Annotated in this window: 18 protein-coding genes, 1 tRNA gene and 1 pseudogene; 14 read left to right on the top strand and 6 right to left on the bottom strand. The window is 71.3% G+C overall.

From position 1 onward, the window contains the following. The 7 genes from QL985_RS09740 to QL985_RS09710 all read left to right on the top strand — a co-directional run. Positions 1-547 (top strand): septum formation initiator family protein (locus QL985_RS09740; RefSeq protein ID WP_290147764.1); only part of this gene is annotated, 547 nt, incomplete at its 5' end. Continuing rightward, a complete protein-coding gene (locus QL985_RS09735; RefSeq protein ID WP_019310191.1) occupies positions 544-1,089 on the top strand; it encodes a DUF501 domain-containing protein in 546 nt (181 codons plus the stop codon). The genes QL985_RS09740 and QL985_RS09735, both read left to right, overlap by 4 nt. A 44-nt stretch (positions 1,090-1,133) precedes the next feature. Then, entirely contained in the window at positions 1,134-2,084 is a 951-nt protein-coding gene (locus QL985_RS09730; protein ID WP_039100908.1) for a Ppx/GppA phosphatase family protein, read from the top strand. Positions 2,085-2,162: 78 nt separating this feature from the next. Then, positions 2,163-3,521 carry a S8 family serine peptidase gene (locus tag QL985_RS09725; protein ID WP_039100909.1) on the top strand — a complete coding sequence of 453 codons (1,359 nt, stop codon included), beginning with the start codon at positions 2,163-2,165 and terminating at the stop codon, positions 3,519-3,521. 72 nt (positions 3,522-3,593) lie between these two features. Next, positions 3,594-4,979, top strand: a complete 1,386-nt coding sequence (locus QL985_RS09720) for an NAD(P)/FAD-dependent oxidoreductase (RefSeq protein ID WP_039100910.1) — start codon at positions 3,594-3,596, stop codon at positions 4,977-4,979. Positions 4,980-5,050: 71 nt separating this feature from the next. Then, positions 5,051-5,124, top strand: a tRNA-Leu gene (locus tag QL985_RS09715). Between the two features lie 149 nt (positions 5,125-5,273). Next, complete coding sequence (locus tag QL985_RS09710; RefSeq protein WP_144802934.1) at positions 5,274-6,071, top strand: Bax inhibitor-1/YccA family protein; 798 nt, start codon at positions 5,274-5,276, stop codon at positions 6,069-6,071. A gap of 117 nt (positions 6,072-6,188) precedes the next feature. Here QL985_RS09710 and QL985_RS09705 read toward each other — a convergent pair whose 3' ends face one another. Next, entirely contained in the window at positions 6,189-6,791 is a 603-nt protein-coding gene (locus QL985_RS09705; RefSeq protein ID WP_019310186.1) for a hypothetical protein, read from the bottom strand. Positions 6,792-6,940: 149 nt separating this feature from the next. Here QL985_RS09705 and QL985_RS09700 point away from each other — a divergent pair, with 149 nt between their 5' ends. Continuing rightward, positions 6,941-8,236, top strand: a complete 1,296-nt coding sequence (locus tag QL985_RS09700; RefSeq protein WP_249494303.1) for an AI-2E family transporter — start codon at positions 6,941-6,943, stop codon at positions 8,234-8,236. Positions 8,237-8,379: 143 nt separating this feature from the next. Beyond that, a complete protein-coding gene (gene ilvA / locus QL985_RS09695; protein ID WP_102613740.1) occupies positions 8,380-9,627 on the top strand; it encodes a threonine ammonia-lyase in 1,248 nt (415 codons plus the stop codon). Positions 9,628-9,646: 19 nt separating this feature from the next. Here the strand turns inward: ilvA and QL985_RS09690 are convergent, their stop codons facing one another. The 3 genes from QL985_RS09690 to QL985_RS09680 form a co-directional block, all read right to left on the bottom strand. Further along, the gene (locus QL985_RS09690; protein WP_019310183.1) at positions 9,647-9,859 is read right to left on the bottom strand and encodes a hypothetical protein; all 213 of its coding nucleotides are present in this window, start codon (positions 9,857-9,859) and stop codon (positions 9,647-9,649) included. Positions 9,860-10,029: 170 nt separating this feature from the next. Beyond that, the gene (gene greA / locus QL985_RS09685; RefSeq protein WP_019310182.1) at positions 10,030-10,527 is read right to left on the bottom strand and encodes a transcription elongation factor GreA; all 498 of its coding nucleotides are present in this window, start codon (positions 10,525-10,527) and stop codon (positions 10,030-10,032) included. Between the two features lie 165 nt (positions 10,528-10,692). Then, positions 10,693-11,181, bottom strand: a complete 489-nt coding sequence (locus QL985_RS09680; protein WP_019310181.1) for a DUF4307 domain-containing protein — start codon at positions 11,179-11,181, stop codon at positions 10,693-10,695. 135 nt (positions 11,182-11,316) lie between these two features. Here QL985_RS09680 and mca point away from each other — a divergent pair, with 135 nt between their 5' ends. From mca to QL985_RS09665, 3 genes are all read left to right on the top strand, one after another. Then, on the top strand, positions 11,317-12,231 hold the full coding sequence (gene mca / locus QL985_RS09675; protein WP_259906063.1) for a mycothiol conjugate amidase Mca: 915 nt from the start codon (positions 11,317-11,319) through the stop codon (positions 12,229-12,231). An 8-nt stretch (positions 12,232-12,239) separates the two neighbouring features. Beyond that, positions 12,240-12,668, top strand: a complete 429-nt coding sequence (locus QL985_RS09670; RefSeq protein WP_290147761.1) for a hypothetical protein — start codon at positions 12,240-12,242, stop codon at positions 12,666-12,668. A 124-nt stretch (positions 12,669-12,792) separates the two neighbouring features. Then, positions 12,793-15,021, top strand: coding sequence for a thioredoxin domain-containing protein (locus tag QL985_RS09665; RefSeq protein WP_259906065.1), 2,229 nt, complete (start codon positions 12,793-12,795; stop codon positions 15,019-15,021). A 12-nt stretch (positions 15,022-15,033) separates the two neighbouring features. On the opposite strand, the gene QL985_RS09660 is transcribed toward QL985_RS09665, so the two are convergent. Further along, positions 15,034-15,741 (bottom strand): hemolysin III family protein, encoded by a 708-nt coding sequence (locus tag QL985_RS09660; RefSeq protein ID WP_259906068.1) that lies wholly within the window; start codon positions 15,739-15,741, stop codon positions 15,034-15,036. Between the two features lie 136 nt (positions 15,742-15,877). On the opposite strand from QL985_RS09660, the gene QL985_RS09655 reads away from it, so the two are divergent. Both QL985_RS09655 and QL985_RS09650 read left to right on the top strand, forming a co-directional pair. Then, positions 15,878-16,639, top strand: coding sequence for an isoprenyl transferase (locus QL985_RS09655; protein WP_059280844.1), 762 nt, complete (start codon positions 15,878-15,880; stop codon positions 16,637-16,639). Positions 16,640-16,861: 222 nt separating this feature from the next. Further along, positions 16,862-18,304 (top strand): PhoH family protein, encoded by a 1,443-nt coding sequence (locus tag QL985_RS09650; RefSeq protein WP_259906069.1) that lies wholly within the window; start codon positions 16,862-16,864, stop codon positions 18,302-18,304. A gap of 136 nt (positions 18,305-18,440) precedes the next feature. On the opposite strand, the pseudogene QL985_RS09645 reads toward QL985_RS09650, so the two are convergent. After that, positions 18,441-18,639: pseudogene (locus QL985_RS09645) on the bottom strand (hypothetical protein); the annotation flags it as partial.

Below are 18,639 nucleotides of genomic sequence, written 5' to 3'. Positions count from 1 at the left end.
ACGCACACCGCGCCCCGCGCAGCAGGCCCCTCGGACCGAGCGACCGGACCCGCGCCGCGACGCCGCACCGCGTCCCGAGCGCTCCGCGGGAGGCTCGTCCACGCTGGCGGCGCCCACGCCCGCGCACTCGTTCAACGGGCGCCTGGTGGCCCTGGTCGTCGTGGCCACGCTGATCGTGTTCCTGGCCGCGCCCACCGCCAAGATCTTCCTGGACCAGCGGGCGCAGATCTCCGAGCTGCAGGCGAGCATCGCCCACGAGGAGCAGCGCCAGCAGGAGCTCAAGCGCGAGGAGCAGCTCTGGGGGGACGACGCCTACGTGGAGCAGCAGGCCCGGGAGCGGATGTCCTACGTGAAGCCCGGTGAGAGCGCCTACGTGGTGCTCGGCGGGCAGCAGGAGCTGCACCAGGCCCCGGAGTCCTCGGCCGAGCAGGTCGAGGCCGGCAAACCAGCGTGGGCGGACGGGCTCTGGCAGTCGGTGCTCGACTCCGCCTACCCCCAGGAGGACATCACCCTGGAACCGCAACCGGACGAAAGCAGCGAGAAGTGACCGCACCGCACGACCCGACCGTCACGCCACAGGACCTCACCGTGGTGGGAGCCCAGCTCGGGAGGCCGGCCCGGGACGTCGTGGAGATCGCGGCGCGCTGCGTGTGCGGCAACCCCCTCGTGGTGGCCACGGCCCCGCGGCTGAGCAACGGCACCCCGTTCCCCACGGTCTTCTACCTGACCCATCCGGTGGTCACCGCCGCCGTGTCCCGGCTCGAGGCGGAGGGCGCCATGTACGCGATGTCCGACCGCGTGGCCCAGGATCCGGAGCTCGCCGAGCAGCACCGCGCGGCGCACGAGGACTACCTGGCCCAGCGGCGTCGTGTGGGCGAGCTCGCGGGCACCGGTGACGTCCCGGAGATCGAGGGGATCTCGGCCGGTGGGATGCCCACCCGGGTGAAGTGCCTGCACGTGCTCGTGGGCCACAGCCTGGCCGCGGGCCCCGGGGTGAACCCGCTCGGGGACGAGACCCTCGAGACCATCTCCGGGACGTGGACGCCGCAGCGCTGCGCGTGCGACCCCGCGTGGCGCGACGCGGCCTGACGCGCCGGACCCCTGCCCCCTTCGACACGAGGATCTCTGCTGCCATGCGCGTTGCTGCCATCGACTGCGGTACCAACTCCATCCGACTGCTCATCGCCGACGTGGTGACCCGCGAGCACCACCCCGCCCTGAAGGACGTGGTGCGCGAGATGCGCATCGTGCGCCTGGGTCAGGGTGTGGACGCCACGGGGTGGCTCGCCGAGGCCGCTCTCGAGCGCACGTTCGCCGCCGTGGACGAGTACGCCGCCCTGATCACCGAGCACGGTGCGGACAGGGTGCGTTTCGTGGCCACCTCCGCCACCCGGGACGCCGGCAACCGGGACGTGTTCGTGGCGGGCATCCGCTCCCGGCTGGGCGTGGTTCCTGAGGTCGTCAGCGGCGACGAGGAGGCCGCCCTGTCCTTCCGGGGCGCACTCAACGCGGCCCCGGGCCTGGACCCCGCGGACCGGGTGCTCGTGGTGGACGTGGGCGGCGGTTCCACGGAGTGCGTGCTGGGCACCCCCCGCGAGGTGCTGGCCGCCCGCAGCGTGGACGTGGGGTGCGTGCGCATGACGGAGCGCCACCTGGGCTCCAACCCTCCCACCGAGGAGCAGCAGGCCCACGTGCTCCGGGACGTGGACGAGGCCATGGACGTGGTGGCACGCACGGTCCCCCTGGAGCAGACCACCCGCCTGGTGGGAGTGGCGGGCACCGTCACCACCGTCACGGCCATGGCCATGGGTCTCAAGCGCTACGACCCCGACCGCATCAACGGGACGGTGCTGGACGTCGCGGACGTGGACCGCGCGTGCCGGGAGCTCACCGCCATGACCCGCAAGCAGCGGGCACGCCTGGGCTTCATGCACGAGGGCCGGGTGGACGTGATCGGGGCCGGAGCGCTCGTGTGGCGCCGCGTGGTCGAGCGGGTGGCCCGGGCAACGGACGGCCGGGTCGACACCGTGACCGCGAGCGAGCACGACATCCTGGACGGCATCGGCCTGTCGCTGGTGTCCTGACACCCGACACCTGACACCCGGCACCGCCGGGACCACCCGCGGCACGGACGGCGGGACACACGAGGAGACACGACGGACATGACCGGTCGATCGAGAACGCGCCGCGCGCTCGCGGGGTCGGCGGCGGCGCTGCTGCTCTCGGGAGCCACGCTCGCTCCCGCGCTGGCCCAGGACCCCGCGGTCCCCGCGCCAGCACCGTCCGTCCCGGTGGAGACCCCGGTGCAGCCCCCGCCCGCCGGTGGCAAGCCCCCGGTGGACGGGGCGGACATCCAGCAGAGCGAGTACTGGCTGGACGACTACGGGGTGCGCGACGCCTGGAAGCAGTCCACGGGCAAGGGCGTGAAGATCGCGGTGATCGACACGGGTGTGGACGGTGGCCACCAGGACCTCGCCGGCGGCGTGCTGCCGGGTGCGGACGCGTCCGGCGCCGGCCAGCCCGACGGCCAGAAGGGTCTCGGGGCCGAGCCCGAGCACGGAACCCTCGTCTCGTCCCTCGCGGCCGGACGCGGTCACGGGGCCCCGAACGAGAACGGCCCGGGCCACCAGGAGGGAATCCTCGGGGTGGCTCCGGACGCGGAGATTCTGCCGGTCTCCCTGTGGCTCGGCAACGAGCAGCCCGGTGTCAAGGACGTCAACGAGCAGATCCCCGAGGCCGTCCGGTGGGCCGTGGACCACGGCGCGGACGTGATCAACATGTCCGTGGGCTCCGACTCCACCTCCTGGCCGCAGTCCTGGGACTCCGCGTTCGCGTACGCGGAGGAGAAGGACGTGCTGGTGGTCGCCGCGGCGGGCAACAGGGGCTCCGGACTGAACCAGGTGGGCGCACCGGCCACCATCCCGGGCGTGGTGTCCGTGGGGGGCGTGGACCGTTCGGGCAGGGCCAGCTGGGACTCGTCCTCCCAGGGCATCTCGATCGCCGTGGCCGGTCCCAGTGAGGACATGGTGGGCGCGATGCCCGGTGACGGCTACGCGCAGTGGTCCGGCACCTCCGCCACCGCACCCCTCGTGGCGGGAACGGCGGCCCTGGTCATGGAGCAGCACCCGGAGCTCACGGCCGAGCAGGTCACGCAGCGCATCGTGAAGACCGCGCACGACGCGGGGGAGAAGGGCAAGGACCCGATCTACGGCTACGGGGTGCTGGACGTGCGCGCGGCCGTGCTCGACGACGTCGAGACCCCGGACGAGAACCCCATGGGCAGCGTGCGGCACTGGATCGACCAGAACCGTCCGCGCAGCGGCTCTGCCGCACCCACGGCCACCTCCGGCACCACGGACGGGGACGCCCGGCAGGTCACCCAGGAGGCCACCCCGCCGGTCGCACAGGCACCGCTCAACGAGACCGGGGCGCTGCCGGTCGTGGTGCTCGCGTCCTTCGGGCTGGTGGTGACCGCTCTGACCGTGGCCGCCGTCCTGCACATCCGCCGGCTCTCCCGCTGATTTCACGATCAGCACACTTCCCGACCGTCACACCGCCAGCGAAAGCCCGGTACCGTGGGTAAACTCGGGGGCATGGCTTTCAATCAACTTGCTAAGGACCGACCGCGCCTTCTCATCGTGGGTGGCGGCTACGTCGGCTTCACCCTCGCCCAGAAGCTGCAGACTCGCATCAAGGAGTCGGGCGGCGTGGTCACGGTGGTGGACCCCAACCCGTACATGACCTACCTCCCGTTCCTGCCGGAGGTCGCGGCGGGCAACATCGACGCTCGTTCCGCCGTCATCTCCCACCGCCAGCACCTCGGTGACTGCGAGCTGGTCGGTGGCCGCGTGGAGCACATCGACCACGCCTCGCACACGGTCACCGTGCGCGGGATCGACGAGGGCCCGGAGTTCCAGCTGCCCTACGACGAGATCGTGATCGCCGGTGGCTCCACCACCCGCACGTTCCCCATTCCGGGGCTCGCGGAGAAGGCCATCGGCATGAAGACCATCGAAGAGGCCGTGTCGGTGCGCAACTGGGTGCTCGAGCGCATCGAGGTCGCCTCCCTCACCGACAGCGAGGAGGAGAAGCGCAAGGCGCTGACCTTCATCGTGGTGGGCGGCGGCTACGCCGGCTCGGAGTCCATCGCGGAGCTCGAGGACATGGCCCGCACCGCCGTGGAGCGCAACGACCGCCTGCGCGTCTCGGACCTGCGCTTCGTGCTCGTGGAGGCCATGGGCCGGATCATGCCCGAGGTCTCCAAGGACCGCGCCGAGAAGGTCATCGCCGAGATGCGCGCCCGCGGCATCGAGGTCCTCCTCAACACCTCCATCTCCGAGGTGGACGGGGACGTCGTGAAGCTCATCAACATGGGCGACAAGTCCCCGGCCGGCGAGGTGGCCACCGACACCCTGATCTGGTGTGCCGGAGTGGCGGCCTCCGGCTTCGCCAAGAACAGCGACCTCCCGGTGGACGAGCGCGGCCGCGTGCGCGTGGGCGCGGACCTGCGGGTCACCGGTGACGACGGGCCCCTCGAGGGTGCCTGGGCCGCCGGCGACATCGCCGCCGTCCCGGACCTCACGGGCTCCGGCCCCGGCGGGTTCTGCGTCCCGAACGCCCAGCACGCCGTGCGTCAGGCCGCCACCATGGCCAAGAACATCATGGCGGCCCACCAGGGCGAGGCGCTGGAGGACTACTACCACGAGAACCTCGGTTCCGTGGCGGGGCTGGGCCTCTACAAGGGTGCGGCCACCATCCGCGGCGTGGACCTCGGCGGGCTGCCCGCCTGGACCATGCACCGGCTCTACCACGGCTACGCGATCCCCACCGTGGAGCGCAAGGTTCGTGTGTTCACGGAGTGGGGCATCAACATGCTCTTCGGCCGCGACACCACCGCTCTGCGCCACCTGCGGGAGCCCCGCAGCGCGTTCCTCCAGGCTGCCGGGAAGGACCAGCCCTCGGAGAAGGCACGGCTCTAGGGTTTTTCCGCACGGAAGCGGACGTTCAGCGGTGGGGTCGCACTCGAGGCGACCCCACCGCCGTCGTTGCCGCCCCCATAGCCCAACCGGCAGAGGCAGCGGACTTAAAATCCGCTCAGTGTGGGTTCGAATCCCACTGGGGGCACCCCACCGCCGGTCCCGACCGGCCCGCGCGGCTCTGGACCTGGCAGCTGGCCCTGAACCTGGTGATCCTGTGCTGAAGCGCGCAGTGGCGCGCAGGTGCCGCTGATAGCCTGGGGCAACAGCTCGACTACGCCCTCGAAAGGACGTCACATGGCCGGCGGAAACCCCCTCCTGCGCGACTTCGACAAGAAGAACGCGACCACCCCGGGGTCCTACCAGGATTCCCGCTACTCACCCGAGCAGCTCGAGCGGATGTACAACGCGCCCGCTGCGGGTCCCGCGCAGACGGGACGCATGAGCTACGACGACGTCGTGATGCGCACCTCGCTCGTGCTGGCGTGCGTGATCGCCGGTGCGGCGGCGGGCTGGTTCATGCCCGTCCTGGCCTTCCCCGGCGCCCTGGTGGGCCTGGTGCTCGGTCTGGTCAACTCGTTCAAGCGCGAGCCCAGCCCCGTGCTCATCATCCTCTACGCCCTGGCCGAGGGCATGTTCCTGGGCGGGTTCTCCATGATGATGGAGGCCGCGTACCCGGGGATCGTGGTGCAGGCAGTGATCGGCACCCTGGCCGTGTTCGTCTCCGTCCTGGTGCTGTACAAGGTCGGTGTGCTGCGGTCGTCCCCGCGCGTGACCAAGTTCTTCATGGTCGCCCTCATGGCCTACGCCATCTTCGCGCTGGTCAACCTGGGCACGAGCCTCATCGGCGGCTTCGACATGCGCTCCGAGGTCTCCATCATGGGCATCCCGCTGGGACTGGTGGTGGGGGCCGTGGCCATCCTGCTGGCGGCCTACAGCTTCGTGCTGGACTTCGAGAACATCAGCGACGGCGTCGCCCGCGGGATCCCCCAGAAGGCCGCGTGGACCGCAGCTTTCGGGCTGACCGTGACCCTGATCTGGGCGTACGTGGAGATCCTGCGCGTGCTCTCGATCATCCGCTCCATGAGCGACTGACCTCGCAACAGGACACGGAGCCGCAGCTGCGGATCTGAGCCACCACAGACCACGGCGGCCCGGTGCACACCAGCACCGGGCCGCCGTGGTCTTGCCGTCGGTTCCGTCCGTGGCGGCTCAGATCCAGCTGATCTCCAGCTCGCGGGGCGGCAGGTTGATGGCCCTGGCCGGCACGCTGTCGGATGCCGCGCGGCCCACGAACAGCCAGCCGAGCACCTCCTCGTGCTCGTCCAGCGAGTAGAAGTCACGGATCAGCTCGCGGTCGAAGGGTTCACGCTGGGACCACATGGTGGCCCAGCCCTGCGCGTAGAACGCGGCTTCCAGCACACCGCGTGCCGCGTGGACCTGACCCCGCTGGTCCTTCTTGGACTCCGGGAGCTCGGGATGGTGCCGGAAGATCAGCGCCAGGGCCACCCCGCCCCGGGACGCCCACTGCAGGCTGCCGCGGTAGGCGGCGAGCACGCGGATCTTCTTGCCCTTCAACCGGGGCACCGGGCCGGTGAGGTTGGGCACCGAGGTGAGCCCGGCCATCGCGGCGGCCAGCAGGGAGGCCGACCTGCGGTTGGTCACGGCCACCCGCCACCCCGTGGGGCGGTCGTCGTACTTGGCGCCGGCCGCGGCCCTCAGCACGGCCTCCAGGTCCTCGGGCCGGGGACTCTCCTGGGTGAGCAGACTCGCGGGGCGGCGCTGGGCCAGGACACGCAGCAGTGTGGTGGACATGACAGCCATCTTGTCATCCTCGGTTCTCGTTCGCGTGTATCTGGGGCGCGCGCAATGGTGCGATGATAGTGCGCATGTCATCCAGTGTTCCGACGTCGCACGCGGGCTCACCCCCGGGCCGCGCCTCAGACGTCCCCCAGTCGAATCCCGTGCCCATCGCCGATGCCGAGACCATGGTCACCACGCCCGTTCGGATCGCCGCGGCGTGGTCCTGGCGCGTCCTGCTGATCATCGCCGGGGTGGGTGTGATCGGCTGGCTGCTGAGCCACGTGACCACCGTCCTGATCCCGGTTCTGCTGGCGGCGCTGGCCGCCGGGCTGCTGTCACCCGCCGTGCGGTGGCTGCGCTCCAAGGGGATCCCGGCGGCGCTCGCGGCCATCACGGTGGAGCTGGGCCTGATCCTCCTGGTCCTGGGGCTGCTGACGCTCGCGGGTCAGCAGATCATCGTGGGCTTCGCGCAGCTTTCCAGCAACGTGGTGGCGGGCTTCCAGCAGCTCATGGGCATGCTCGAGGACAGCCGCCTGAACATCTCCACCGACACCATCAACCAGTGGTTCTCGGAGCTCGGCAGCATCCTGCAGGCCAACTCGGACGCGATCCTCTCCGGGGCCATGACGTTCGGCTCCACCGCGAGCAACATCGTGACCGGCACCGTCATCGCGCTGTTCGTGCTGCTGTTCTTCCTCATGGACGGGGAGAGCATCTGGCTCTTCCTGGTGAAGCTCTTCCCGCGTCGGGCCCGTCCGGCCGTCAACGGGGCGGGCCGCAAGGGCTGGATCTCCCTGGCGCAGTACGTACGGATCCAGGTCTTCGTGGCCTTCGTGGACGCCGTGGGCATCGGCCTCGGAGCGTTCCTGCTGCACGTGCCCCTGGCGCTGCCGATCGGCGTCCTGGTGTTCCTGGCGTCGTTCATCCCCATCGTGGGTGCGGTGCTGACCGGAGCCGTGGCGGTCCTGGTGGCGCTCGTGGCGGTCAGCCCCGGCATTGCACTGGCCATGCTGCTGGTGGTCCTGGCCGTGCAGCAGATCGAGTCCAACATCCTGCAGCCCCTGGTGATGGGCAAGGCGGTCTCGCTGCACCCCGTGGCGGTCTTCCTGGCGGTGGCCGCCGGAAGCGTGCTCTTCGGGATCATCGGCGCCCTGTTCGCCGTGCCGCTGATGGCCATCCTCAACACGATCATCCGCTACCTGGCCGGCCGGGCGTGGGAGCACGACGACGAGATCGCGTGGGAGCCGTTCCTGTACCCGCGTGAGATCAAGAAGGCCGCCAAGAAGAAGAACCTCTCCAGCGAGCAGATCATGGCGCAGCTGCAGCGGTTCCGCGGCAAGCGCCACCGTGAGCGCGAGAGCGAGGAGCGCAAGCGCGAGGAGAAGCACAAGAAGGAGACCGAGCACAACGCGAGCATCGAGCAGCGTTCTCCGGGTGAGGACCAGCCGCTGCGCTGACGCACCGGTGCCATAGCATGGAACGCGGCGTCCCCATCTGCGGGCGCCGCGTTCTGCGTTCCTCCACCACGCCGCCCGCCGCGATCCGGCCGTGCGCGGGGAGCGGCAGGCCTCACGACCCGGCAACGACGAAGGAATTCCCTGTGGGCCACAATGCACTGCCCGTTTCCGCCACGGACGTCCACGACGCCGCGCAGCTGCTGGACGGCATCATCGAGCGCACCCCGCTGGCCCACTCCCGCGCCCTGTCGCGCATGCTGGGCTCCGAGGTGTACCTCAAGTGCGAGAACCTGCAGCGCGCGGGCTCGTTCAAGGCGCGGGGCGCCTACGTGCGCATGGCGCAGCTCAGCGAGGACGAGAAGCGCAGGGGTGTGGTGGCGGCGTCGGCGGGCAACCACGCGCAGGGAGTGGCGCTCGCCGCGGCAAAACTGGGGATCACCGCACGGATCTACATGCCCCGCGGAGCGGCCCTGCCCAAGATCGCGGCCACGCAGGACCACGGCGCGGAGGTGGTCCTGCACGGCTCCTCCGTGGACGAGGCCCTCGCGGAGGCGCAGCGCTTCGCGGACGAGACCGGTGCGGTGTTCGTCCACCCGTTCGACCACGTGGACATCATCGCCGGACAGGGCACCATCGGGCTGGAGATCCTGGACCAGCTGCCCACGGTGGACACGGTGATCGCCGGGGTGGGGGGCGGTGGCCTGCTGGCCGGGCTGTCCGTGGCCGTCAAGGCGAAGGCCGAGCAGCAGGGGAGGGACATCCGGGTGATCGGGGTCCAGGCGGAGAACGCCGCGGCCTATCCGCCGTCCCTCGCGGGAGACGCGATCGTGACACTGTCCAAGGTGTCCACGATCGCGGACGGCATCGCGGTGGGTCGCCCCGGCCAGTTGCCGTTCCGGATCATCCGGGAGCTCGCGGACGACGTGGTCACGGTGTCCGAGGACTCCCTCTCCCAGGCCCTGATCTTCATGCTCGAGCGCAACAAGATGGTGGTGGAGCCGGCCGGTGCCGTGGGCGTGGCGGCCATCCTCGAGGGCGAGCTGAAGCGGACCCACCCAGAGCTCGGAACCACCGTGGTGCTGCTCTCCGGGGGCAACATCGACCCCATGCTCATGCTCAAGGTGATCCAGCGCGGACTGTCCGCGGCCGGACGCTACATGACCATCAAGATGATGCTCACGGACCGCCCCGGCGAGCTCGCCCAGATCTCCAAGATCATCGCGGACATGGATGCCAACGTCACCGGTGTGAACCACACGCGGATCGGGGGATCACTGTCCATGGGGGACGTGTCCATCACCATCGACATGGAGACCAAGGGACACGCGCACTGCGACCAGGTGATCGCGGCCCTCGAGACGCACGGGTACCACCCGGTCATCGTGCACTGACGCGCCCGGTGGGGGAGCGCTAGCGGCGTCGCCCCCGCGCGGTGAAGAACGTGAGCAGCGCGGACGCGAACGTGGCCACGAAGAGGATGTTGCGCAGACCGCCCGTGGCGTTGAGCGAGGGATTGCCCTGGCCCAGGACGTGGACGACGATTGCCGCCACGGCCAGCAGCGCCGTGAGGACGATCAACGGCGTGGTCCAGGGTGCCGGGCTGCGATTCCAGTGGGTGACCACGGTCGGGCTCCTCTCGGGGACGTGACAGGTGATGGCACGATCCTACGGGGCGCGCCTGCGGGAACCGTGTGAACCGGGGCGTGGTGGGCGGCGGCACCACCCGGGTACGCGAAAGGCCACCCCGCCGTGGCGAGGTGGCCTCCGGGGACCCGCGGAGGGGTCGGGGTGGCTCAGCGGCTGAAGGGCTTGGCCTTGAGGATCTTCACCGTGATGTCCTTGCCGTTGGGGGCCTGGTAGCTCACGGTCTCACCCACCTTGTGGCCGTTGATCGCGGCACCCATGGGGGAGCGCTCGGAGAAGACCTCCAGGTCCTCGCCGCCGGTGAGGTCCTCGGCGACCTCGCGGGATCCCATGAGGAAGGTCATCTCGTCCCCGGCGATCTCGGCGGTCACGACCATCCCGGCCTCGATGATGCCGTCGTCTGCGGGGGCCTCGCCCACCTGGGCGTTCTCGAGCAGCTGGGTCAGCTGCACGATGCGGCCCTCGTTCTTGCCCTGCTCCTCACGGGCGGCGTGGTAGCCGCCGTTCTCCTTGAGGTCTCCCTCGGAGCGCGCCTGTTCGATCCGGTCCACGATCTCCTGGCGGTAGGGCCCGGCGATGTAGTCGAGCTCCTTCTTGAGCCGGTCGTACGCTTCCTGGGTGAGCCAGGCTCCCTCTTGTGCAGGCACTGTGCCTCCGTTCTCCGGTGTCCGTCGCCCTGACGGTCACGTGTGAAAAACCCCGCCCCGGGGCGAGCCGTGTGGCCCAGCGCTTCCGGGTCGGGGATGTGGTCTTCGGGCAAGTGTAGAGGACGCTGCGCCCGCACCCCAAAGTGACGCGGGGCACTCGGTGCGTCAGCCGGAGGTGTTCCAGCAGGAGTCCACGCCCGCGGTGTTGGCCAGGTTGGTGGTGCGCACGGGCACCCGGTGGGTGCTGGTGCGGCCGTTGAGCTCGTCCTCGGGGACGTGGCCGATCGTGACCTCGTTCCACCCCACCACGGCGTACTGCTCGTTCAGCGCCTGCACGGCGCACGTGACGGTCTGGTCCGGGTCCTTGGTGAGGTCGAAGTCCGCGTAGACCTGCCCGGCGTCCATGATCTTGAAGCTGACGTCCTTGGCCACGGGCTGCTGGGACTCGCCCCGCACGATCCACGTGACGAACAGTGCCGCCACCAGGGTGGCCGCCACCGCAATGAGGATCCAGCCCCTTGCCCCGGGGCCGCGGCGGGGCGTGCCCGCCACGGTGCGGTGGCCCGATCCGTAGCGCTGGGAGAGCACCCGCTCCGTGGCGGGCTCCTCCGGCGTGCGCCGGGCGTCGGAGGGCTGGGAGGTCGCGGAACTCATGGCCTCCACTGTACCCAGCGGGAATGGGTGCGCACTGGGCGGACGGGCCACCGTCCGGCGGGTTCGGGCGGCGTGATCGGCGTAGGATACCGGGGGTTGTCATTTTCGCTTCGACGTCTTGGAGGCATCCGTTCGGTGACGGACTATTCGCAGCTTCGTTTGTTGGCCATCCACGCCCACCCGGACGACGAGTCCAGCAAGGGCGCGGCGACCATGGCCCACTACGCCGGGCTCGGCGCCCGCGTCATGGTGGCCACGTGCACCGGTGGTGAGCGCGGTTCGATCCTCAACGCCGAGATGGAGGGCGACGTCCGGGCCGAGCGGGACCTGCCGGGTCTGCGCCGCCACGAGATGGCCTCGGCCGTGTCCGCTCTGGGAGTCGAGCACCGCTGGATCGGGTTCGTGGACTCCGGGCTGCCGGAGGGCGATCCCCTGCCCCCGCTGCCGTGGGGCTGCTTCGCCCTCCAGCCCCTGCAGCGCGCGGCCGCGCCGCTGGTGCAGCTGGTTCGTGAGTTCCGCCCGCACGTGATCCTGAGCTACGACGAGAACGGCGGGTACCCCCACCCGGACCACATCCAGACGCACAAGGTCTCCATGGAGGCGTACCTGCGCGCAGGAGACCCCGCGGCGTACCCGGGAACGGGGGATCCCTGGACGCCGGCCAAGCTGTACTACGACCGCGCGTTCAACCCGGAGCGCTTCCTGGCCCTGCACGAGGCCCTGGAGGCCCGGGGGCTGACGTCCCCGTACGCGCAGCGCATCGCCGCGATGCAGGAGTCCGATCCCGAGGGCCACCAGCCGCCCGTGCCCCGGCACGAGACCACCACGCAGGTGCGCTGCCCGGAGCAGTTCCCCGCCCGGGACCGCGCGCTGAGCAGCCACCGCACCCAGGTGGATCCCCGCGGCATGTTCTTCGCGGTCTCCGCCGAGACCCAGGCGGAGGTGTGGCCCTGGGAGGACTACACCCTCGCGGAGTCCCGGGTGGAGACCAGCCTGCCGGAGACGGATCTCTTCGCCGGGATCGACCCGACCACGACCCCAGGGAAGTGAGTGCCGCCGTGCCCACGCTGCTGACCGTTCTGACCGCCGCGACCCCCGCTCCGAGCCCCGACACCACCCTGAAGCCGGGTCTGGATCCCAGCCAGGTCTCGCCCGGGCTCGTGGGCTTCCTCATGACGTTCGTGCTGACCGCCGCGGTGGTTCTGCTCGTGATCGACTTCAACCGCCGCAACCGCAGGCTGCGCTACCGCGCGCAGTACGCCGAGCAGCGCGCTGCGCAGGAGGAGCAGGCCCAGGGGGCGGCTCCGGCAGCGGTGCACCTCGCCTCCCGCCACGGTGGTGCGGAGCGGACGGCGTCCGCTGGGGACGGGTCGACCGGGGCGCGGTCGGCGAGCGGCCATCCACACGACGTCGCCCGCCCCCACCGCGGCGACGGCGATGCCGCCCGCCCGGACACCGTCGACGGTTCGGAGCAGCCCCGCTCCTGACGTCCGGGCGGTACCGACCGCGCAGCGCGCCGTCCGTACCGCGAGCATTGGCGCGGGAGCGTTCCGCGCTCCGGCCACCCCGCCGGGTGGGCGGGATAACGGGGTGCTGTGAGACGGTGGTGCCATGACGAACCGTCTGGCGCACGCCACCAGCCCGTACCTGCTGCAGCACGCCGAGAACCCCGTGGACTGGTGGGAGTTCTCCCCGGAGGCCTTCGCCGAGGCCCGGGAGCGCGACATCCCCGTGCTGCTGTCCGTGGGCTACGCGGCCTGCCACTGGTGCCACGTGATGGCCCACGAGTCCTTCGAGGACCCGGAGATCGGCCGCCTGGTCAATGAGCACTTCGTGGCCGTCAAGGTGGACCGGGAGCAGCGTCCGGACGTGGACTCGACCTACATGGCGGCCACCCAGCTGCTCACGGGCCAGGGCGGGTGGCCCATGACGGTCTTCCTCACGCCGGAGGGTCGCGCGTTCCACGCCGGGACCTACTTCCCGCCGCGCCCAGTCCAGGGGCGACCGTCCTTCCGGCAGGTGCTCGTCGCCGTCACCGAGGCGTGGACCGAGCGCCGCCAGGAGGTGCTGCGGGGCGCGGACCAGGTCACCGAGGCACTGTCCCGGCACCCCGAACTCGTGGAGCGGATGCTCGCGGAGGCGGGGCCCGCCGTCGTCGTGCCATCCGGCGAGGAGACGGACGACGCCGCGGGACGGCTCGTGGGCGCGTGGCTCGACGGCCTGGAGGTGGCGCGCGACGCCGCCCACGAGGGGTTCGGCACGGGCGCCAAGTTCCCGCCGTCCCCGGTGCTCGACGCCCTGGCGCGAGTAGCCCGGGGGCCCTCGCCGGAGACGGCAGGACCCGGCTCGGCTGACGCGCACAGGCAGCCCGGCGCCGACTCGCGCGCCGACGAGGCGGCGGACGCGCCGGTTGTCGAGGGCTCCGCCACCGGTCGTGACGGCTCCGGCCGCAGCGGCCCCGAGAACGGGTCGACCGGATCCGCGCACGCGGCCGCCGAGCAGCGCCGACGGTCCGCGCGTGAGCTGCTGTGCGCCATCCTGGACGCGATCGTGCGCGGTGCTCTGCAGGACCACGTGGGCGGCGGCTTCTTCCGCTACTCGGTGACCCCGGACTGGTCCCTGCCGCACTTCGAGAAGATGCTCTACGACAACGCCCAGCTGCTGCGCGTGCTCGCCCGCACCGTGGAGCTGCTGGAACGCGACGGCACGGACCCGGCGCGTGCGGCCCGGTACCGCAGGGCCGCCGAAGCCCTCGTCAAGTGGCTGCACCGCGAGATGATCACGCGAGAGGGTGCCTTCGCGGCCGCGCTGGACGCAGACAGCACCCCCGCCGCGGATGAGCCGCACGCCGAGCGGGAGGGCGCCTACTACACCTTTGCGCGCGACCGGGGCTCCCGGAGCGGAGCGGACCGGGGGCACCCCGAGCCCGTCACCGCGAGCTGGGGCGAGGCCGGGGCCCTCACGGGAATCCTCGACGAGAGCGTGCGGCACGAACTGTGGGAACGTCGCGTGGCGCGCGAGTCGCCCCGCCGGGACGACAAGGTGGTCACGGCCTGGAACGGCATGATGATCACGGGTCTCGCGGAGGCTGCGGTGCTGCTCGACCGGCCGCAGTGGCTGGAGACGGCGGGCACGGCGGCGCAGTTCCTGTGGGAGCGGCACTGGGACCCCGAGCGGGGGACGCTCGCGCGGACCTCGCGCGGCGGCGCGGTGGACCCCCACGAGGGCGCGCTCGAGGACCACGCGTGCTTCGGGGCGGGACTGCTCGCCCTGTACCGCGCCACGGGGGACACCACGTGGTACGAGCGCAGCTGCGAGATCGCGGACGCCACGGTCCGCCGCTTCGTGCGGGACGACCGCGTGCTCGAGACCGCAGAGCTGGACGACACGCTCGCGGCGGCCGGTGCCACGGGGCGCGCCGAGCCGTTCGACGACGTCGCCGCGTCCAGTGCCGCCGTGCTCGGCCGGTGGCTCTCGGAGCTGTCCCGGCCCGAGGTGGGCGGGCGCGAGAGCGGGGACGTGGTGGCCGCGGTGACGGCGGCGGCCACGGGTGTGGTGCTCAAGGCACCCACGGCCGCCGGTGGGATGGTCTCCGCGGTGCTGGCGGGGCAGGAGCCGCCGCAGCTGCTGCAAGTGGCGGACGCCTCCCCGGAGCAGTGGCGCGAGCTGCTGGAAGGCGTGGGCGCCGCCCGCGTGCTGGACACCCTCGTCCTGGAGTCCCGTGTGGCGCCGTACGGCACGCCGTCGGACACCAGCGCTCGGTTCACCGTGTGGCGGTGCCGGGACGGGCGGTGCGAGCTGCCCGTGCACTCGGTCGAGGAGCTGCTGCGCCGGCTCTGAGCGGTGCTCGGTTCAGGACGCGAACATGGCGAGCATGATCGAGATGTAGTGGCACACGAAGCCCACGATCGTGCACGCGTGGAAGACCTCGTGGAAGCTGAAAGTTGCGGGGCGCAGCCGCGGCCACTTGGTGGCGTAGCAGACGGCACCGGCGATGTACGCGGCGCCGCCGCAGATCAGCAGCACCGTGGCCGGGACGTTCACCGCGAAGAACGCGGGCAGGTACAGCAGGGCGATGCACCCCATGACCACGTAGAGCGGGGTGTACAGCCACCGGGGCGCACCCAGCCAGAACACCCGGAAGAGCACGAGCAGCGCGCCGATGGACCAGATCACGGCGAGCAGCACGGTGGCCGGTCCGCCGGGCAGGAAGCTCACGGCCAGCGGGGTGTAGGTCCCGGCGATGATCAGGGCGATGTTGGAGTGGTCCAGTCTGCGCAGCACCGCGTTCATCCGGGCGCCCCAGTAGAAGCGGTGGTAGATGGCAGAGGTCCCGAACAGCATCACGGCAGTGATCGTGTAGACCAGGCACGCCAGGCGCAGCTGCAGCGTGGGTGCCACCACGATGGCCACGACCCCCATGGCGATCGCGAACGGGCTGAAGCCCGCGTGGATCCACCCGCGCCAGGCGGGCTTCTTCTCCACCGTGAGCTCGCCGTGGCGGGTGTGTCGGACCACGGTGGGGGGTGCGGGGGTCTGGGCCGCACGATCTTCTCGCATGCTGGGTACCACTGCCTTCCAGGACGGCCCGGACTGCGCCGGGGCGGTGGGGCGCTGCTGGACTGCGCTTGACCTACGGGTAGTTTAGAACGTGTGGAACCACGCAGGCCGACGCGAAGCAGGGGGTAGGAACGCCGTGAAGCTCCCCCGAGTGCTGTACTCCTTCTACGAGCACCGCCTGGCCCGCACCCTCGCACCCGAGGAGCTGCCCCACCACGTGGGTGTGCTGGTGGACGGCAACCGACGCTGGGCCAAGCAGTTCGGGGCCACCACGGAGGAGGGCCACCGGGCCGGGGCGCGCAAGATCGTGGAGTTCCTGCGCTGGTGCCACGAGCTCGACGTCCAGGTGGTCACCCTCTACATCCTCTCCACGGAGAACCTCAACCGCCCGCCCGAGGAGCTCGAGGCGCTGCTGGACATCATCACCCAGCTCATGTGCGAGCTGCAGGACGAGGGCATCTGCCGCATCCAGCCGGTGGGCGCGCTGTCCACGCTGCCTGCCGCGCTGCAGGAGCAGCTCGAGTGCAGCGCCCGCAGGACCGCCGACAACCCCGGGCCGCACCTCAACATCGCGGTGGGCTACGGCGGGCGCCAGGAGATCGTGGACGCGGTGCGCGAGGTCCTCGCGGATGCCGCCGCCCGGGGGGAGTCCCTCACGGGGATGGCCGAGTCGCTGAGCGTGGAGCACATCTCCGACCACCTCTACACGCGGGGGCAGCCGGACCCGGACCTCTTGATCCGCACCTCCGGCGAGCAGCGGCTCTCGGGCTTCCTGATGTGGCAGTCCGCCTACAGCGAGTTCTACTTCTGCGAGGCCCTGTGGCCGGACTTCCGCCGCGTGGACTTCCTGCGGGCGCTGCGGGACTACGCCCGCCGCCAGCGCCGCTTCGGGGGCTGACGGGCGGCGCACCGTTCCGGCCCGCGGAGGCGTTCACCGATCCGTGGGTGCGGTCACCGGGCACGGGCGTTCACCCTGGTTCCCACGGGGATGCCGGGCGGTGCCGTTTCCACGGCGGATGTTCACGCCGCGTTCACCGCGGGGCCGGGGCGCCCTTCCTCTCCGCTCCTAGCGTGGAACCACCCGGCACGTGCCGGCCCGAACCCGCGTGGAAAGGCCCCCATGAGCAGCGACACCTCCGTGGCACCCGTTCGTTCCGCAGGACTCCCCGGCCAGGACGCCCCCGTGGGGATCGTGCCTTCCGCCGGGATTTCCGGTTCCCCGGTGGACCCGAGCGGCCTGGCCGGAGCAGCGCAGCCCGCGGACACCGCCCGCGCGGTGCGCAGCTACGTGATCGACACCTCCGTGCTGCTCTCGGATCCGCGGGCCCTGCTGCGCTTCGCGGAGCACCGTGTGGTGGTGCCCATGGTGGTGATCACCGAGCTCGAGGCCAAGCGTCACGACCCGGATCTGGGCTACTTCGCGCGCAAGGCGCTGCGGCTGCTCGACGACCTCCGCGTGACCCACGGCGGGCTGGACCGCCCGGTGGGGCTCCCGGGTGGTGGGTGCCTGGCCGTGGAGCTCAACCACGTGGCGGACACGGTGCTGCCCCAGAGCTTCCGGCTCAAGGACAACGACTCCCGCATCCTCTCGGTGGCCGCGAACCTCGCGCAGGAGGGTCACGACGTGTGCGTGGTCTCCAAGGACCTCCCGATGCGCGTCAAGGCCTCCGCCCTGGGTCTGGCTGCGGACGAGTACCGTGCCGAGTGGCTGGGCGGGGACGACGAGTACACGGGGGTGGCCCAGCTGGACGTCCCGGACGACGTCGTCTCCGGGCTCTACCTGGACGGGCACGCGGAGGTGCCGGGGGCCCGTAAACTGCCCGTGAATACCGGCCTCGTGGTGCGCTCCTCCGCGGGCAGCGCGCTGGCCCGAGTGCAGCGCGACGGGCAGGCGCGGGTGGTGGCCGCGGACAAGGACGTCTTCGGCGTGCAGGGCCGTTCCGCAGAGCAGCGACTGGCGATCGACCTGCTGCTGGACCCCTCCGTGGGGATCGTGTCCCTGGGCGGGCGCGCGGGCACGGGAAAGTCCGCGCTCGCGCTGTGCGCCGGGCTCGAGACCGTGCTGGAACGCCGCGAGCACCGCCGCATCATGGTCTTCCGCCCGCTCTACGCGGTGGGCGGCCAGGACCTCGGCTACCTGCCGGGCACCGAGGAGGAGAAGATGAACCCGTGGGGCCAGGCGGTCTTCGACACCCTCTCCGCCGTGGTCTCCCCGGCCGTGGTGGACGACGTCGTGGCGCGCGGCATGCTCGAGGTGCTGCCTCTGACCCACATCCGTGGGCGCTCGCTGCACGACGCGTGGGTGATCGTGGACGAGGCGCAGTCCCTCGAACGCAACGTGCTGCTCACGGCGCTGTCACGGATCGGGCAGAACTCGAAGGTGGTGCTCACGCACGACGTCGCCCAGCGGGACAACCTGCGGGTGGGCCGCCACGACGGCATCATGGCCGTGGTCGAGGCGCTCAAGGGCCACGAGCTGTTCGGCCACGTGACCCTCACCCGGTCGGAGCGCTCGCCCATTGCCGCGCTCGTCACGGACGTCCTGGAGCGTCACGACGTGTGACGCGCCCCGTGCACGGACGGCCGCGGCGTCGTCGGGCGGGGGGCGACGCCGCCCGGTCCGGTGGGAGGGGAGCCGCTTATCCTCGGCGTCCCCCACGGCCGCGGTGCCGAGTGTGGGACTGCCCGTTGCAGTGCGGCTACGGGGCGGCCACGGGCCAGGGCACGTGGCGGGAGACGTCCGTAAGGTCGAAGTCCTGGCGGGTGAAGAGGTCGTCCAGCATGTACTCGTCCACCGCCTCGATCACGAGCCTGTGGCCCTGCCCCGCATACGGGCCCCGGAGCACGTGCGAGTAGACGCACACGCCCGTGGCGGTGTCCACCGCGATGCGTGTGGGG

It is taken from the genome of Kocuria sp. APC 4018, assembly GCF_030407675.1.
GTDB classification, from domain to species: Bacteria; Actinomycetota; Actinomycetes; order Actinomycetales; family Micrococcaceae; genus Kocuria; species Kocuria rhizophila.
The sequence above is the reverse complement of the archived record's forward strand: the minus strand, read 5'-3'. Positions and strand labels throughout refer to the sequence as shown.

What these genes read in the sequence shown, in the direction of transcription:
- QL985_RS09725 (WP_039100909.1), top strand. Translation starts at nt 2,163, where the DNA reads ATGACCGGTCGATCGAGAACGCGCCGCGCGCTCGCGGGGTCGGCGGCG.
- QL985_RS09710 (WP_144802934.1), top strand. Translation starts at nt 5,274, where the DNA reads ATGGCCGGCGGAAACCCCCTCCTGCGCGACTTCGACAAGAAGAACGCG.
- QL985_RS09705 (WP_019310186.1), bottom strand. Translation starts at nt 6,791, where the DNA reads ATGTCCACCACACTGCTGCGTGTCCTGGCCCAGCGCCGCCCCGCGAGT.
- QL985_RS09720 (WP_039100910.1), top strand. Translation starts at nt 3,594, where the DNA reads ATGGCTTTCAATCAACTTGCTAAGGACCGACCGCGCCTTCTCATCGTG.
- QL985_RS09665 (WP_259906065.1), top strand. Translation starts at nt 12,793, where the DNA reads ATGACGAACCGTCTGGCGCACGCCACCAGCCCGTACCTGCTGCAGCAC.
- QL985_RS09660 (WP_259906068.1), bottom strand. Translation starts at nt 15,741, where the DNA reads ATGCGAGAAGATCGTGCGGCCCAGACCCCCGCACCCCCCACCGTGGTC.
- QL985_RS09650 (WP_259906069.1), top strand. Translation starts at nt 16,862, where the DNA reads ATGAGCAGCGACACCTCCGTGGCACCCGTTCGTTCCGCAGGACTCCCC.
- QL985_RS09680 (WP_019310181.1), bottom strand. Translation starts at nt 11,181, where the DNA reads ATGAGTTCCGCGACCTCCCAGCCCTCCGACGCCCGGCGCACGCCGGAG.
- QL985_RS09730 (WP_039100908.1), top strand. Translation starts at nt 1,134, where the DNA reads ATGCGCGTTGCTGCCATCGACTGCGGTACCAACTCCATCCGACTGCTC.